The sequence below is a fragment of the Flaviflexus sp. genome (genome assembly GCF_041440645.1).
Lineage (GTDB): Bacteria > Actinomycetota > Actinomycetes > Actinomycetales > Actinomycetaceae > Flaviflexus.
The window spans coordinates 89,927-105,484 of record NZ_JASDVN010000019.1; the positions used below are offsets into that span (position 1 = coordinate 89,927).

The following is a 15,558-nucleotide window of genomic DNA, read 5'->3' on the forward strand; positions in this document are numbered from 1 at the left end:
GCACGTGAGCAAGGAACAGGAATCGGATAAGCCAGAGGTCATCAACACGGTGCCCGTTGGCAAAGGCAGGCCCACTCCCAAGCGTAAGGAGGCTGAGGCCGCCAACAGGCGACCCCTGGTTCCCAAGGACCGCAAGGCCGCGAAGAAGGCCGCCCGCGCACAGCGCGACATCGAGTTCCAGCAGGAGCAGCTCGCCATGAAGACCGGCGATGAGGCACACCTGCCCTACACCCACAAGGGACCGGTCCGCCGTTGGGCACGCGACTACATTGACGCTCGTTTCAACCTTGCCTCGTACTTCTTCTTCCTGGCATTCGCAGTTCTCCTGCTCGTCTTCCTTCAGACGATCAACGCCCAGGCAGCCCTCATCACCATGATCGTGCTGTACGCACTCATGGCACTCATGCTCGTCGACTCGTTCTTGGCGACTCGCAAGCTCCGCAAGAAGGCAGTCGAGAAGTTCGGTGAGGAGCGGATCCCCCGCGGACTTCGCTGGCAGATGTTCGGCCGCACCTTCTACCCGCGCCGGTGGCGCCGCCCCATCCCCATGGTGGAACGTGGCGAGTGGCCCGCTGGCGCCAAGTAGACCCGGCGACCGACAGAATCTAACTTCAAGGGCACTGTGACCGATCCGGTCGCAGTGCCCTCTTGTTTGTACCAGGCGCTCCCCTTGTTCATTCTCGGCTTTAGCCCGTGCCTGCGGTTAGCCGTCGTCCATCTGACCTCGGCGTTCTCCAGTTCTCCCCACCCGAGCGTGCCGCTGGGCACAACGACACTCGGAGAAAGCACAGCATCGGTTGGGCAGGTTGCCAGGTACGGGACTAGACTCGAGCCGTGGTTAACTACGAATTTCTTGGTAATTCGGGACTCAAGGTCTCCAATCTCATTTACGGAAACTGGCTCACTCACGGAAGCCAGGTCGAGGAGGACGCCGCAACGGCTTGCGTGCACGCCGCCCTCGATCACGGCATCACCTCCTTCGACACGGCTGATGTGTACGCGAACGGCGCCGCAGAGTCGGTCCTCGGTCGTGCACTCGCTGGCGAGAATCGTGACGATATCGAGATCCTCACGAAGGTGTACTGGCCGACGGGACGCAGGCGTCACAACGATGCTGGCCTGTCGCGTAAGCACATCATGACCTCGATCGATAACTCCCTGCGCAGGCTCGGAACCGACTACGTCGATGTCTACCAGGCACACCGCTACGACGTTGAAACTCCCATTGAGGAGACAATGCAGGCTTTTGCCGATGTGGTCCGCGCCGGCAAGGCTCTCTACATTGGCGTGTCCGAGTGGACCGCTGAGCAGATCAAGTACGCCCACGACTTCTCCAAGGAGCTGGGCTTCCAGGTCATCTCGAACCAGCCTCAGTACAACATGCTGTACCGCGTGATCGAGCCCGAGGTCATCCCCATGTCGGAGCAGTGCGGGATTAACCAGATCGTCTTCTCCCCCATGGCTCAGGGCGTCCTGTCCGGCAAATACAAGGTCGGCGAAGAGCCGCCCGCAGGCAGCCGCGCAACCGACGCCAAGGGTGGCGCACGCACCATCCAGCGTTTCCTCTCGGACGAGATTCTGCGTGCGGTCGCAAATCTCAAGCCGATTGCCGACGAACTGGGCATCACCCAGGCTCAGCTTGCTCTCGCCTGGGTCCTCCAGAACGACAACGTCACCTCCGCGATCATCGGTGCCACCCGCCCCGAGCAGATCGCAGAGAACGTCGTCGCAGCTGACATCACGGTCCCCGACGAACTCCTGTACAAGATCGATCGCGTCCTCGAGGACGTCATCATCGATGACCCGAGGCTCACCTGGGAGAACGCACCCCACGAGCGTCCCGAGATCAAGCGGTAACAACCTCACCGGTGCGTCCAATTAGCACTCGCTGATCGAACACCTGAAAACGACACTGCTCCCCGAGAAAAAGGCTGATACTCAGTACTTGTCTCGGGGAGCACTGTCTTCATCAAGGGGTTTAGGTTGAGGGCATCCGGGTGAATTAGTGCATCCGGATCATAGAATACAAAGATGCGCTGAAGGGCTCTCCATAGGAGAGCCCTTCCGTCACGTTGTGAAGCTATTGTGCTGGCGAACTACGACTCAACAGCGCCGGCGAACTGGGATCCACTTGCGTTGGTGGATGGCGGTTCACTTGCGCTACTGAACTGAGGGTCAGATGTGGGCGTTGGCGCGGTTGAGCTTACCGGGGAGGCTGGGACCCTCGTAGACGAACGAGGAGTAGATCTGAACGAGATCTGCTCCGGATCCGAGCATGGCCTGGACGTCATCGATGGTGGTGATGCCGCCGACGCCGATGATGACCTTGTCGACCGGGAGCTGGTCACGCAGTCGCCTCACGATCGTGAGGCTCCGTTCCGTCAGGGGTGCACCCGAGACTCCACCGCGGTTGTACTCGTGGTCGATGGTCGTGTTGGTGGCAACGATGCCGTCAAGATCCTTCTCGAGCACCAGCCCCGCCATGTCATCGATCCCCTCAGGAGACAGATCGGGAGCGATCTTGATGAGCAACGGAACGTGCCTCTTGGCGGCCTTGTTTGCCGCTTCGCGGGTGGCGTCGATGATGGGTGAGAGCGCTTCCTTCGTTTGAAGGTCGCGCAGTCCCGGGGTGTTGGGAGAGGACACGTTGATGACGAGGTAGTCGACGTAGGGAGCGAGCCTGCTGGCCGCGATGCGGTAGTCGCCTGCCGCATCCTCCTCCGTGGTCCACTTGTTCTTGCCGATGTTGACGCCGACGACGATGGAGCGTCCACGCTTGGTCGAACGCAGGTCCTTCAGCCTCTTTGCCACGACCTCGGAGCCGTCGTTATTGAAGCCCATGGCGTTGCGCAGGGCGCGATCTTCGAGGTGGCGCCACATGCGGGGCTGTTCGTTGCCCGGTTGCGGTTCGGGGGTGACGGTACCGATCTCGATGAAGCCGAATCCGAGAGCATCAAGACCCTCGATCGCCACGGCGTTCTTGTCCATGCCGGCAGCAAGACCCACAACACCCGGGAGCTGACGACCAAACGCCGTCGAGTGGCCGGGCTTGCGGCCTCGCCCAAAGCTCGCCCTCATGAGAGGAGCAAGAGGTGACTTACCCGCGAGCGAGATGGCCTCGATTGACTCGTGGTGTGCCTGCTCAGGATCAATCTTGGTCAGGACATTGTCGAAAAGTAGTCGGTAGAACACCACTACAGTCTAGCCGCGATCCCGCAGGTAGGGCCTTCCTTTCTCACCGCGACCAGCTCACATCCAGGACGCCGTGCCCCCTGAAGAAAGAGCCTCCCCTCGAGAGGAGGAAAGACTCAGAGAAGAAGAAAGCGTGAGAACGAAAAGGCATGAGAGCGAGAAAGTATGAGAGCGAAAAAGTGTGAGAGCGAGAACGCTCGAGGGTGAAGAAGAGACAAGCGAAGAAGAGAATCTCCGGGCCGGTTGCCCGCTAGCCGTTCTGCTGGGCGAGGCGGGCGGGAGAGGAGTTGTAGAGCCACACCATCGCGACAACCGCGAGCACGGTCGGCACGTACCAGTAGGCGAGGCCACCGTCGCGCCATGGGCTCCACTTGTCGAGCGGCAGGGACACGAAGATTCCGATGAGGGGCATGACGACGTTGATCAATGCGCTGATCCACGCCACCCTTCTCATACGGCGGCCGTTGTGGAGAAGTCCAGCGCTCATCGCGATCCAGGTGATCGCGGCAATGAGCGTCAGCACGGCCGTGCCCGGGCGATCTTCCATGAATGCGGTGGTGGCTCCGACGACTCCGAGCCAAGCGAACACCAGGGAGGCTGCGGCAATGAAGAGTAGCAGTAGGCGAGCTGTGCCGTGCGCGGTGCGCCGACTGTCCGACAGTTCGTGCGATGGCGAGTTCTTTTCCACTCGACCTCCTTCATTACCCAGCTATGATGATATACGTGTCTGAACTGAACTTTATTCAACAAGCCCCAGATAAAACTACTGCCAACGTCCTAGTCGTGCCCGTTATCACCGGCGACAATGGCGTTCACATCCTGGCCGATTCGCTCCCGAAGAAGGTGGCGGCCGGACTCGATGAGGTCCTGCCGAAGATTGGAGTGTCGGGTAAGACCGATGCCCTGACGCGCATTCCCGCGCCTTCCGACATTGCTGCCGACACCGTGGCCTTCGTCGGTACCGGCAAGAACCAGGACAAACTGGAGTCGATTGACCTGCGCGAGGCATTTGGTGCCGCAGTGCGCGGACTGTCGGGCGTTTCACACGTGGCCCTGGCGGTTCCGTTCGATGATCCGGAGTCGATCTACCAGTCCGGTCTCGGTGCTCTACTCGGCGCCTACACCTTCGAGGACTACAAGGTGCAGACCGCTCCCCCGGAGACCATCACCGTCACGGCCCCGAGCAAGCTAAAGAAGGCTGAGCTTGAGGCTCTCGCCACCGAGGCCAGCATTGTTGCCGAGGCAGTGAACAAGGTTCGCGACCACGTGAACATTCCCGCCGCGGACCTCACTCCGGTCACGATGGCGGAGGTGGCCGAGGCCTACGCAAAGACCGATCGCAACCTGAGCGTTCGCGTGTGGGATGAGAACCAGCTGGAGCAGGACGGCTTCGGAGGCATCCTTGGCGTTGGTCAGGGTTCCGTGAACCCACCCCGTCTCGTTCGTTTCGAGTACAAGGCGAAGGGCGCAACCGACACCCTCGCTCTCGTTGGTAAGGGCATCACCTTCGACTCCGGTGGCCTCTCCATCAAGCCCGCGAAGTCCATGGAAACCATGAAGACCGACATGACCGGCGCGGCTACCGTGCTGGAAACGGTGTACGCTGCCTCCCGTCTTGGCCTCAAGGTCAACCTTGTTGGCTGGCTCTGCATGGCGGAGAACCTGCCCTCCAGTACCGCAACCCGCCCCGGCGATGTGCTCACCATGTACTCGGGCCGCACCGTCGAGGTCAACAACACCGATGCTGAGGGCCGCCTCGTCCTCGGTGACGGTCTTGCTCGCGCCGTGGAAGAGAAGCCGGATGCCGTCATCGACATCGCCACCCTGACCGGTGCTCAGATCGTTGCCCTCGGTTCCCGCATCACCGGTGTCATGGGCACCGACGATGTTCGCAACGAGATCATCGAATCAGCCGAGCTCACCGGTGAGGACATGTGGCCGATGCCGCTGCCCGCCCACCTGAAGAAGGGCCTCGACTCTGACATTGCCGACACCAAGAACTCAGGTGGTCGTGGAGGCGGCATGCTGACCGCTGGCCTCTTCCTCGCCGAGTACGTTGGCGAGACCCCGTGGGCACACCTGGACATCGCTGGTCCCTCGTTCAACGAGGACGGCCCGTTCGGCTCCACCCCCAAGGGCGGCACCGGCGTGGCAGTGCAGACCCTGCTCTCCTGGGCAACCGCGCACACAACCGACGCCAAGTAAGTAAGGTGGCGAGCTCGCTTCAAGCAGACAATCTTTGAACCAGCTTGGCCTTGAGGTTGGCATGGCTCGAGCTAGTTAGACCTGGAACTACGCAAGGCTAGAGAGTAAGAGACAGTGGGTCCGTGGAGTTACTCCGCGGACCCACTCTTATATCGTGACCGGCTGGCTCAGTATCCCGGTGACTCAGCAACCGGTTAACGCAGTAGCCTCGACTCGTTGTGGTTGATGGTTGTCTGCTTTCTAACAATCCGCCCGGAATGTGACGTGATCACAAGGGTGAAAGTTATCACTGACCTGGGCCACAGGTGGCCCGACCACTGGTGAAGACAGGGTTAACATGCGAGTGCGAGGACCTGATGAACATCGCATCGGCGGGTGGGAGATGATGCTGAAAACGGGGTCACGCGGACCCCGTTTCGGTTCTTCAAAGGTGAGTTTCGTGCCGCCTACTTGTTCTTCCGAGACCACTCTCGCATGCGCTGCGGGTAGCCGGTCTTGATGACCTCGTAGAAGGGTAATCCCAGCTCAGTGGCGAGTTTGGCGGCCTCTTTCGCGCTCGGCACGGGCCGTCTCGTCCACTCGCCATCGCGTGCAACAAGGATGAGCGACATGGGTTCTCGGGCTCCCGCAGGTTCAAAGAAAGCTTCCACGCCTTTGCGGGTGGAAGCGAAGTCCCGGAAGTGTTCCGTGGTGGCATTCTTGCGCTCACGAGAGCCACCTGCACTCAAACGAGAGAAAATTCCCATGAATAGATTGTACTTTCTTCCTCAGCAATCAGAGAACATGATCGAACTACCATGACGTTTGGCCTAGAAAGTGGAACAATATGGGGGTGAGTGACGCGACCGTTCGGTCGGGTTTTCGAGTTGAGATTAAGGGAGATCTACGTGGCTGACACGCAGGAATACGACATCGTTATCCTCGGTGCGGGCTCGGGTGGCTATGCAGCTGCTCTGCGCGCAGGACAGTTGGGATTGAAAGTGGCGCTCGTCGAGGGCGACAAGGTCGGTGGAACATGCCTCCACCGCGGATGCATCCCCACCAAGGCACTCCTGCACGCCGCCGACGTTGCTGATGAAGCACGCGAAGGCGCAAGCATTGGTGTGAAGACCACCTTCGAAGGCATCGACATGGAGGCGCTGAACTCCTACAAGGAAGGCGTTGTCTCCCGCATGTACAAGGGCCTCACCGGCCTTGTGTCCTCGCGCAACGTTGAGACCGTCGAGGGCTGGGGTCGTCTCACCGGTCCCGATACCGTTCAGGTTGGCGACCGTGTCCTCAAGGGCAAGAACATCATCCTCGCAACCGGCTCCTACTCGAGGTCCCTCCCCGGACTCGCCATTGAAGGCCGCGTCATCACCTCGGAGCAGGCTCTCCAGATGACCGAGGTTCCGGATTCCGTTGTCGTTCTCGGCGGCGGCGTGATCGGCTCCGAGTTCGCTTCCGCGTGGAAGTCCATGGGCGCCGACGTCACCATCATTGAAGGCCTCGATCACCTCCTCCCCAACGAGGATCCGGGGATCTCGAAGGCCCTGGAGCGCGCCTTCCGTAAGCGCAAGATCAACTTCAAGACCAAGACCATGTTCGACCGCGTCGAGCAGAACGAGAACGGCGTCAAGGTGTTCACCCAGGACGGCAAGTCCTACGACGCCTCCTACCTGCTCGTTGCCATCGGCCGCGGCCCCTCCACCTCGAACCTCGGTTACGAGGAGCAGGGCATCCCCATGGAGCGCGGCTTCGTCACCACGAACGCACGCCTCCACACCGGCGTTGCCAACATCTACGCCGTCGGCGACATCGTTCCCGGCCTCCAGCTCGCACACCGCGGCTTCCTCCAGGGCATCTTCGTTGCCGAGGAGATCGCAGGCCTCGAGCCCAAGGAAATCGACGAGACCCTGATCCCCCGCGTGACCTTCACGAACCCCGAGGTCTCCTCCGTTGGCCTCAACCAGGACAAGGCTGAAGAGAAGTACGGCAAGGAAAACATCGAAGCCGTCGAGTTCAACCTCGCTGGTAACGGCAAGTCCCAGATGCTCGGAACTGCTGGTTTCGTCAAGCTCGTTCGCGAGAAGGACGGCCCGATCGTCGGCTTCCACGCCATTGGCGCACGCATGGGCGAGCAGGTTGGCGAAGGCCAGCTCATGGTCGCCTGGGAAGCATTCCCGGAGGACTTCGACGGACTCATTCACGCACACCCGACCCAGAACGAAGCCGTGGGCGAGGCTGTTCTCGCCCTCGCCGGCAAGCCGTTGCACACCCACAACTAAGCTCAAGGAGACTGACACAAAATGTCTGAAGCAATAAAGATGCCCGCACTGGGCGAATCCGTCACCGACGGTACGGTCACGCAGTGGCTGAAGAGCGTGGGTGACACAGTCGAGGTGGACGAGCCGTTGTTGGAGGTCTCGACCGACAAGGTCGACACCGAGGTTCCCTCCCCCGTCGCCGGCGTTCTCGAGAAGATCGTTGTTGAAGAGGACGAAACGGCCAATGTAGGCGCGGTTCTCGCCTACATTGGCGACGGCTCCGGTTCCTCCGACGATTCGTCCGACGACGACGCTGCAGCTGAGGAAGAGGCGGCAGAGGCTCCGGCCGAAGAGGTAGAAGAAGCTCCCGCCGAGGAAACAGCTCCCGCCGAAGAGGCATCCGCTGACGAGGCTCCGGCCGAGTCCGGTTCTTCCGAGGGCGAGAAGGTCACAATGCCAGCTCTTGGCGAGTCCGTCACCGAAGGCACCGTGACCCAGTGGCTCAAGGAAGTTGGCGACACCGTCGAGATCGACGAGCCCCTCCTTGAGGTCTCCACCGACAAGGTCGACACTGAGGTTCCCTCCCCCGTTGCTGGTACCCTCCTCGAGATTCTCGTGGGTGAGGACGAGACCGTCGACGTTGGCGCTCCCGTCGCCATCATCGGTTCCGGCACCCCCGCCAAGAAGGCTGAGCCAAAGGCTGAAGAACCCGCGGAAGAGCCCAAGGCAAAGGAAAAGGAAGAGGCACCGGCCCCTGAAAAGGCTGAAGAGAAGACCGAAGCTCCCGCTCCCGCTGCTGAGGAGAAGGAAGAGGCTCCCGCAGCTTCCGCCGCTGAGTCCGCTACTGGCTCCTACGTCACCCCGATCGTTCGCAAGCTTGCTCGCGAGCTCGACGTTGACCTTGATTCCGTCAAGGGCACCGGTGTTGGTGGCCGCGTGCGCCGCCAGGACGTTGAGGCCGCCGCCGAGGCAGCGAAGAAGGCCGCTGAGGAAGCCGCAGCTCAGGCAGCCGCTCAGGCCGCACCCGCTGCTTCTGCCGCTCCCTCCAAGTCCGCCAAGGTGACCGAGGCTTCACCGCTGCGAGGCACCACCGAGAAGATGACCCGCCTGCGTCAGGTTATTTCCCAGCGCATGATGGAGTCCCTCCACGGTTCGGCACAGCTCACCACCGTGGTCGAGGTCGATGTCACCAAGGTCGTGGCTCTCCGTACCGCCGCGAAGGAGAAGTTCCATCAGGCCGAGGGCGTCAAGCTCACCTTCCTGCCCTTCTTCGTCAAGGCAGCGACCGAGGCGCTCAAGGCTCACCCGAAGATCAACGCCCGCATCGTTGACGAGAAGAACGTCGAATACTTCGGTCACGAGAACGTGGGCATCGCGGTCGACACCGAGCGTGGCCTCATGGTTCCGGTCATCAAGAACGCTGGCGACCTCAACATTGCCGGCATCGCCCGCGCCATTGGCGATCTCGCTGGCCGCACCCGCTCCGGCAAGGTCTCCCCTGACGAGCTGTCGGGTGGCACCTTCACGATCACGAACACCGGTTCCTCCGGCGCTCTGTTCGACACCCCGATCGTTAACGCTCCCGAGTCCGCAATCCTCGGTGTTGGCACGATCGTCAAGCGTCCCGCCGTTGTGAAGGACGAGTTCGGTAACGAGTCCATCGGTATCCGCAACTACATCTACCTGGCTCTGTCCTACGACCACCGCCTCATTGATGGTGCGGATGCTGGTCGCTACCTGTCGGCCGTCAAGGCACGCCTGGAAGAGGGAGACTTCGCTTCCGAAGTCGGTCTGTGATAGTGGCATTAACCCATCGTTAGGTTAGAGTGGAGGGTCTACATCGCGTAGACCCTCCACTTACTTGTTATGAACGTACTTTCTTCTTTCACCAGTTATCGAGACCTGCCCAAGCTTTGGGGTCAGGTCTTTATGCCACTTGCCTTTGTGGGCCGCCTCCCAACCTCGATGATCATCATCGGGGTTCTGACTCTCGTCACCCAGCACCACGGGATCTCGGCGGCATCCATTTCTTCCGCGGTCCTCGCGATCGCCACCGGCATTGGTCAGCCCCTCATCGGGCAGTGGACCGACCGGGTAGGTCAACGTCGGCCCTTCCTGTTCCTCGGGCCTATCAATGCCGCCACCCTCATCGGACTGGTCGTCGTGACGGAGGCCGGCATGGCTTTCGGCGTTGTTCTCGCGATGTGTACCCTCGTTGGCCTCACCACCACTCCCGTCGGTGCGCTCATGCGTATCCGCTGGTACCCGGTGGCAAAAACTCCGAAGACCATCGCCACAGCCATGTCCTACGAGACCGTGGCGGATGAACTGAACTTTGTTCTCGGCCCCGCCATCGTTGGCATCCTCGCCACGGCAATCTCGCCGTCCGCACCCCTCATCATTTCCGCGATCATCGCGGCCAGCTGTGTCACCTCCCTGGGTCTGCACAAGTCGGCACCCACCACGACGAGCCGGGTCGAGGGAGTCCCGACCCCCGCGATGTGGCGGACCGTCGTTCTCGTGTCCGTTGCCCTCTTCTCGATGCTGTGCCTCGGCTCCTACTTCGGTGCCATGCAGACCTCGACCACAACGGCTGCCGAGGCGTTCGGTTCGGCCAGCTACGCCGGACTCATCTACTCCGCCATGGGTGCCGGTGCCGCAATCACCGCCCTTGGTGCGGTCGCCATTCCGGAGCGCATCAGCCAGCCCACCCGCATCGCCATCTCCGGCATCGCCCTCGCCATCCTTGTGCCCGTCGCTCCCCTGACGAACAGCCCGTGGCAGCTCGCTGGGATCCTGTTCCTCCTCGGTCTCGCGATCGGCCCCGCCTCTGTGGCGATGTTCACGATCGCGTCCCGGCGCGCACCGAAGGGTGGCGACGGAGTCGCCATGACGGCACTGGGTGCCGTCAATGTTGGTGGCGTCGCCATTGGTGCGGCCCTAGCGGGTCAGCTCCAGAGGCAGGAACTTGCCTACGCATTCTGGGTGGCCGCGGCCTCCGCTTTAGTCATGGGTGTCATAGGCCTCATCGCATCTGTTCGCGAACGATCACGCTAGACTAGGAATCATGGCAAAGGCAGAGAAAAAGAACCCCGAAAAGCGCAGATGGTATCAGCTTCTTGGTGATGGCTATAAGATCGCGAAGAAGTCCTACCCGGCACTCCCCTGGATCCTCCTCGGAGTGTTCGTTCTTGTCACCGGTGGCTTTATCACGGTCGGCATCATCACCGGCAACTGGATCCTCTGGACCATCTCGGGCGTCATTCTCGGCCCCATGCTCACCATGGTCACGCTCACTCGGTTCATTGAGAGCGCGTCCTACAAGCAGATGGAGGGGATTCCCGGAGCTGCCTCTGCCGTTATCGGTCGCATCCGTCGCGGCTGGTCCTTCTCCGAAGAGCCCGTCCGTTTCAATGCTCGCACCCAGGACATGGTGTTCCGTCTCATCGGTCGCCCCGGTGTCGTGCTCGTGACCGAAGGCCCGATCCACCGCGTCGGCAAGCTCGTTGACGAGGAGCGCAAGCAGGCAAAGCGCATCGCCCCGAACGTTCCCGTCCACTCCATACACGTCGGCACCGACGAAGGTCAGGTGAAGCTCGGCAAGCTCATGAAGGAACTGAAGAAGCTCCCGAAGACCCTCACCAACGCAGAAGTTGGTGTCGTTGCCAAGCGCTACGACTCGATCAAGACCAACCAGCTTCCCATCCCGAAGGGCATCGACCCCTTCCGTGCGAGGCCGGACCGCAAGGCCGCCCGAGGCCGCTAAGCCTGCCTAAAGCCCCCCTGCAATGCGCAGGGGGCTTTTCCATGCCAGCATGCTGCAGTTCAGTACGAACAGTCCTTCTACACGTAGCACGACCTGAGCCGGGGCGAGCCTTGCCGCGGCGATGTGGGATGCATCCGGAGCGGGAGATTGAGGAGAAGGCGCTACCCGGCAACCGCTTCGAGATTTGTGCGGCAGGGCTCTTTGCGCCAGTGGGAAGCGATTAACGAATGCGGGTGATCGTGGTCTTCATCAGGGCATCGTGGTAGCTGCGACCATCCGGGACCGTGAAGATGCCGGGGATGACAAGGCAGAGGAGAACGTTGCGTCCGAGGGCCTTAAGCGGGCCGGGAAGCTGGCCATTGAGTTGCCTCACGCCAAGGCCAAGTGCGAGGTGGCCGATGCTGGAACCCATGGTGCCGACAAGAACGAACTGCATGAGAGCGAAGGCTCCGAGGGTGGCGAACTCGTTGAACTGAAAGAACCCTGCCGAGATGGCCATCGACAGTCCCCAGTCGATGATGAGTGCGATGATGCGGCGACCAAGAGGAGCGAGGGGTATCGAATCAGCCATGGTCACCATCCTAAACTGTGTCGCATTCAATCCCAGATTCTGGACATGTGCGAAATTAAATAGCGAGAGATATGCAGAGTGGAACCGGATTACCTATAACATTAACGGTGGATCCACGATACGAGGAGAAAAATGTTCGCCAACGCTGAAGAGGCCATTGCCTACACACGGGAACAGGATGTGAAGTTCATCGATGTCAGGTTCTGTGACCTGCCAGGGATCATGCAACACTTCAATATCCCCATAGAATCCTTCTCCGAAGAGGTCTTCACGGAGGGACTCATGTTCGATGCATCCTCCATTCGCGGCTTCCAGGCGATCCACGAGTCGGACATGAAGCTCATCCCGGACGTCGCTTCCGCCTTCATCGATCCGTTCCGTAAGGCAAAGACCCTGGTCGTCAACTTCTCGATCGTCGACCCATTCACTGACGAGGTGTACTCGAGGGACCCCCGCAACGTGGCCGCCAAGGCCGAGAACTACCTGAAGTCCACCGGCATCGCCGACACTGTCTACTTTGGTGCTGAGGCCGAGTTCTACGTCTTCGATGACGTTCGTTTCGATACGAACGAGCACGAGTCGTTTTACCACATCAACTCCAACACGGCCTGGTGGAACACCGGCCGCGAAGAAGAGGGCGGCAACAAGGGCTACAAGACCCGCATGAAGGGCGGCTACTTCCCCGTCTCTCCCAACGACCAGTTCGCTGATCTGCGCGACGAGATGAGCAAGACCATGGCCGAGGCAGGTCTGCGCGTGGAGCGCGCACACCACGAGGTCGGCACCGCCGGTCAGCAGGAAATCAACTATACGTACGACACGCTTCTTGCCGCTGCTGATGACCTCATGAAGTTCAAGTACATCATCAAGAACGTGGCATGGGAGAACGGCAAGACCGCCACCTTCATGCCGAAGCCGATCTTCGGTGACAACGGTTCCGGCATGCACTGCCACCAGTCGCTGTGGAAGAACGGTGAACCGCTGTTCGCTGATGAGCGCGGCTATGGTGGTCTGTCCGACATGGCGCGCTGGTACATTGGCGGCCTGCTCAAGCACGCCCCGGCTCTCCTCGCTTTCACGAACCCGTCCGTGAACTCCTTCCACCGCCTCGTTCCCGGCTTCGAGGCTCCGGTCAACTTGGTGTACTCGGCACGTAATCGGTCCGCCTGCATCCGCATCCCCGTGACCGGTTCCTCCCCGAAGTCGAAGCGTCTCGAGTTCCGCGTTCCGGACCCGTCCTCGAACCCGTACCTCGCGTTCGCAGCTCAGCTCATGGCAGGCCTCGACGGCATCAAGAACCGCATCGAGCCCGCGGATCCGATCGACAAGGATCTCTACGAGCTTCCCCCGGAGGAGCACGAACAGATCGAGCAGGTTCCGAGCTCCCTTGAGGGTGCCCTCGAGGCACTCCGCAACGACAGCGACTTCCTCCTCGAGGGTGACGTGTTCACGCAGGATCTCATCGATACGTGGATCAACTACAAGTACGACCACGAGATCGCTCCCCTGCGTCAGCGCCCGCACCCGCACGAGTTTGAGCTCTACTTCGACATCTAAACCGGTAGGCCTTAGCGCCGCTATCGTTCAGTGAGATGGAATGGCCCCTGGTAGCAGGGGCCATTCTTCGCGTTGACGCACCAAGGACAGCTGGGAACACAGCTCCACGCACGTGAGTTCGTGAGCAGGAGCCAGGACTCCGTTCACCCACGCAGTCATCCAATCGACACAGTCCACGACTACTTCGCCCCATCCATTGCTCATTGTGCTGAGCTATAGTCAAAGGGGTCCATTGGATGGTCCCGTGGTTGGCCAGGATGTGCTCCAGGCGGTTCCGATCGGCAGAGTGAGCTCCGTTCTTCGGACGATTGGCCAACCCAGACGAGTGATGAAGGCAGGAACGATATGGCACGGCGGAGGAACGACAAGGCGCGCAACGCGATTGCTCGGAACGCCTATCGCCTGTTCCTCAAGCACGGCTATCAGAGAACTCGGTACGACGATATTGCCGTGGCATCATCGGTGCAGAAGACCAATGTTCAGTACTACTTTCCCAAGAAAGAAACCCTGCTCGTTGACATGTATCGAGCGATACTCGACGAGTCCAACAAGGCCGTCGATACTCTCGATCTCGGGAACTCAGATCCGTACCTCAACAACTTCATCGTCTCTCAGGTCTACTTCGCCTTTGTCCTCAAGGACGCTCCTATGAGGAGACTGACCCTCGATGCTCTCTCGAGCAGAAGCGTGACGGACCAGCTACTCAAGGCCGACGAGGAGTGGTCCCTCTCAACCCTGCACCTCAACGACGGCAAGGAAGATCTCGTTGCGGAGATGCACCTGTTCGTCGGTGGCGGCGTGTACGACTATCTTTACCGCCAGCTCAGCAACGACATCGTTCCCGATCCCTTCCACGTGGCCTACCGTCCCATGTCGATCTTCTGGACATCCGTGTTCGAACTCCCCGAAGTAGGCCGAGACAAGACCCTTCAGGCGCTCCGAGTGAGCGATGAATACCTCGATCGAGCATCCGAACTCATTTCACAGCACTTCGAGGACTGAAAAGCCTGAGCGCTGGGAGAACCCATCCACACCAGTGCCAGCTTCCCTTTACGGCAATAGCCGATTCCGCCTGAGGCTCTGGCCGGTTCCCCCTAAGGCAACAGCCCATTCCACCAGCGGCATGAACTGATTCTCCTTTGGCTCGTCCATGTACGGCTCTACCCAAAGCACTCCCTCACACTGTGATCAATCCCGTGACTTTTATCCCCATACCCGTATAACTATACTAGTACAGTTAGGGAATGAGCAGCCACTGAGGTACTGGACCGAAGTTCGACTCCCACGTCTGATGAAAGAGGGACACTTCCGTGACTGAATACTTGGGCGGCATGGTTGATCAGCTGATTGACGCCATGACCTTCAGCGGCGAGAACGCCGGCAATATCTTCGCCTTTGGTCTGACCATGACGCTGGGCTTCCTTGTCTACATCTGGGCGGTCATGCTGGCCGTCAAGGATGAAGAAGAGCCCCTACCCGATCTGGATGCATTGCTGGTACTGGAGCGTCGACGTTGTGGGCACGATCGTGTTCTGGCGTCTCGCCTTCGAGTACGACTTCTTCTGGGTCTTCACCGCCTTTGGCATTGCTCTTCCCATCTGGGTTGGTCTGGAGACCTGGTCTCTCATCAACGGCGTTCGCGACGAGCGTGAGGAGCAGTTCCAGCGCTTCTATTCTCATCCCGTAACATCGAAGGACGCCTGGATCCGCGTCGGCACCATGCTTGCCCTCTTCCTTGGACTCAACACCTGGATCTTCTACCTGCTCGGCGGCATCGCCAACGCAGCTCCCTTTTTCTTCTACCCGCTGACGAACTTCATTCTTTCCACCGGCCCCGCCATGCTGTGGGCGGAGCGCGGCGCGAAGGGCACCCGCGAGGGCAACTCGGTTGGTCTGCAGATCCTCATCCTCGCCCAGGTCACCGTCACCTGGATGCCGCCGGGACTCGGCTGGTGGACCAGCGTATCCCGTTACCTTGTTGACAGGTTCCGATTGGCGGGTGTTGATTGGGACTGTCGGTC

General features: G+C 60.4%; 14 protein-coding genes. 10 read left to right on the forward strand and 4 right to left on the reverse strand.

Annotated elements, in window-relative coordinates; translation table 11 throughout:
* Positions 1-4 precede the first annotated feature (4 nt).
* Together QMB98_RS02840 and QMB98_RS02845 are read left to right on the forward strand one after the other, a co-directional pair.
* Positions 5-586 carry a DUF3043 domain-containing protein gene (locus QMB98_RS02840; RefSeq protein ID WP_371684136.1) on the forward strand — a complete coding sequence of 194 codons (582 nt, stop codon included), beginning with the start codon at positions 5-7 and terminating at the stop codon, positions 584-586.
* A 248-nt stretch (positions 587-834) separates the two neighbouring features.
* Positions 835-1,857, forward strand: a complete 1,023-nt coding sequence (locus QMB98_RS02845) for an aldo/keto reductase family protein (protein WP_371684137.1) — start codon at positions 835-837, stop codon at positions 1,855-1,857.
* Positions 1,858-2,175: 318 nt separating this feature from the next.
* Here QMB98_RS02845 and QMB98_RS02850 read toward each other — a convergent pair whose 3' ends face one another.
* Together QMB98_RS02850 and QMB98_RS02855 are read right to left on the reverse strand one after the other, a co-directional pair.
* A complete protein-coding gene (locus QMB98_RS02850; protein ID WP_371684138.1) occupies positions 2,176-3,192 on the reverse strand; it encodes a quinone-dependent dihydroorotate dehydrogenase in 1,017 nt (338 codons plus the stop codon).
* 250 nt (positions 3,193-3,442) lie between these two features.
* Positions 3,443-3,880, reverse strand: a complete 438-nt coding sequence (locus tag QMB98_RS02855) for a hypothetical protein (protein WP_371684139.1) — start codon at positions 3,878-3,880, stop codon at positions 3,443-3,445.
* Positions 3,881-3,906: 26 nt separating this feature from the next.
* Here QMB98_RS02855 and QMB98_RS02860 point away from each other — a divergent pair, with 26 nt between their 5' ends.
* Positions 3,907-5,397: a leucyl aminopeptidase gene (locus QMB98_RS02860; RefSeq protein WP_371684140.1), complete on the forward strand. Its 1,491-nt coding sequence runs from the start codon at positions 3,907-3,909 to the stop codon at positions 5,395-5,397.
* 446 nt (positions 5,398-5,843) lie between these two features.
* Here the strand turns inward: QMB98_RS02860 and QMB98_RS02865 are convergent, their stop codons facing one another.
* The gene (locus QMB98_RS02865; RefSeq protein ID WP_371684141.1) at positions 5,844-6,143 is read right to left on the reverse strand and encodes an oxidoreductase; all 300 of its coding nucleotides are present in this window, start codon (positions 6,141-6,143) and stop codon (positions 5,844-5,846) included.
* A gap of 141 nt (positions 6,144-6,284) precedes the next feature.
* On the opposite strand from QMB98_RS02865, the gene lpdA reads away from it, so the two are divergent.
* The 4 genes from lpdA to QMB98_RS02885 all read left to right on the forward strand — a co-directional run bounded on the left by lpdA (position 6,285) and on the right by QMB98_RS02885 (position 11,409).
* Positions 6,285-7,664, forward strand: a complete 1,380-nt coding sequence (gene lpdA / locus QMB98_RS02870; RefSeq protein WP_371684142.1) for a dihydrolipoyl dehydrogenase — start codon at positions 6,285-6,287, stop codon at positions 7,662-7,664.
* Positions 7,665-7,685: 21 nt separating this feature from the next.
* The gene (sucB, locus tag QMB98_RS02875) at positions 7,686-9,440 is read left to right on the forward strand and encodes a 2-oxoglutarate dehydrogenase, E2 component, dihydrolipoamide succinyltransferase (protein WP_371684143.1); all 1,755 of its coding nucleotides are present in this window, start codon (positions 7,686-7,688) and stop codon (positions 9,438-9,440) included.
* Between the two features lie 132 nt (positions 9,441-9,572).
* Positions 9,573-10,700, forward strand: coding sequence for an MFS transporter (locus tag QMB98_RS02880; RefSeq protein WP_371684144.1), 1,128 nt, complete (start codon positions 9,573-9,575; stop codon positions 10,698-10,700).
* A 10-nt stretch (positions 10,701-10,710) separates the two neighbouring features.
* The gene (locus tag QMB98_RS02885; RefSeq protein ID WP_371684145.1) at positions 10,711-11,409 is read left to right on the forward strand and encodes a DUF4191 domain-containing protein; all 699 of its coding nucleotides are present in this window, start codon (positions 10,711-10,713) and stop codon (positions 11,407-11,409) included.
* A 220-nt stretch (positions 11,410-11,629) separates the two neighbouring features.
* On the opposite strand, the gene QMB98_RS02890 is transcribed toward QMB98_RS02885, so the two are convergent.
* Positions 11,630-11,980 carry an RDD family protein gene (locus QMB98_RS02890; protein ID WP_371684146.1) on the reverse strand — a complete coding sequence of 117 codons (351 nt, stop codon included), beginning with the start codon at positions 11,978-11,980 and terminating at the stop codon, positions 11,630-11,632.
* 132 nt (positions 11,981-12,112) lie between these two features.
* Between QMB98_RS02890 and glnA the strand changes: the two genes are divergently transcribed.
* The 3 genes from glnA to QMB98_RS02905 form a co-directional block, all read left to right on the forward strand.
* Positions 12,113-13,537, forward strand: coding sequence for a type I glutamate--ammonia ligase (gene glnA / locus QMB98_RS02895; protein ID WP_371684147.1), 1,425 nt, complete (start codon positions 12,113-12,115; stop codon positions 13,535-13,537).
* A gap of 345 nt (positions 13,538-13,882) precedes the next feature.
* Complete coding sequence (locus tag QMB98_RS02900) at positions 13,883-14,539, forward strand: TetR/AcrR family transcriptional regulator (protein WP_371684148.1); 657 nt, start codon at positions 13,883-13,885, stop codon at positions 14,537-14,539.
* Positions 14,540-14,995: 456 nt separating this feature from the next.
* The coding region (locus tag QMB98_RS02905; RefSeq protein WP_371684149.1) for a hypothetical protein at positions 14,996-15,558 on the forward strand (563 nt) is incomplete at its 3' end.

Coding starts and splice junctions, on each gene's coding strand:
- QMB98_RS02860 (WP_371684140.1), top strand. CDS start 3,907: ATGATATACGTGTCTGAACTGAACTTTATTCAACAAGCCCCAGATAAA.
- QMB98_RS02865 (WP_371684141.1), bottom strand. CDS start 6,143: ATGGGAATTTTCTCTCGTTTGAGTGCAGGTGGCTCTCGTGAGCGCAAG.
- sucB (WP_371684143.1), top strand. CDS start 7,686: ATGTCTGAAGCAATAAAGATGCCCGCACTGGGCGAATCCGTCACCGAC.
- QMB98_RS02880 (WP_371684144.1), top strand. CDS start 9,573: ATGCCACTTGCCTTTGTGGGCCGCCTCCCAACCTCGATGATCATCATC.
- QMB98_RS02885 (WP_371684145.1), top strand. CDS start 10,711: ATGGCAAAGGCAGAGAAAAAGAACCCCGAAAAGCGCAGATGGTATCAG.
- QMB98_RS02890 (WP_371684146.1), bottom strand. CDS start 11,980: ATGGCTGATTCGATACCCCTCGCTCCTCTTGGTCGCCGCATCATCGCA.
- glnA (WP_371684147.1), top strand. CDS start 12,113: ATGTTCGCCAACGCTGAAGAGGCCATTGCCTACACACGGGAACAGGAT.
- QMB98_RS02900 (WP_371684148.1), top strand. CDS start 13,883: ATGGCACGGCGGAGGAACGACAAGGCGCGCAACGCGATTGCTCGGAAC.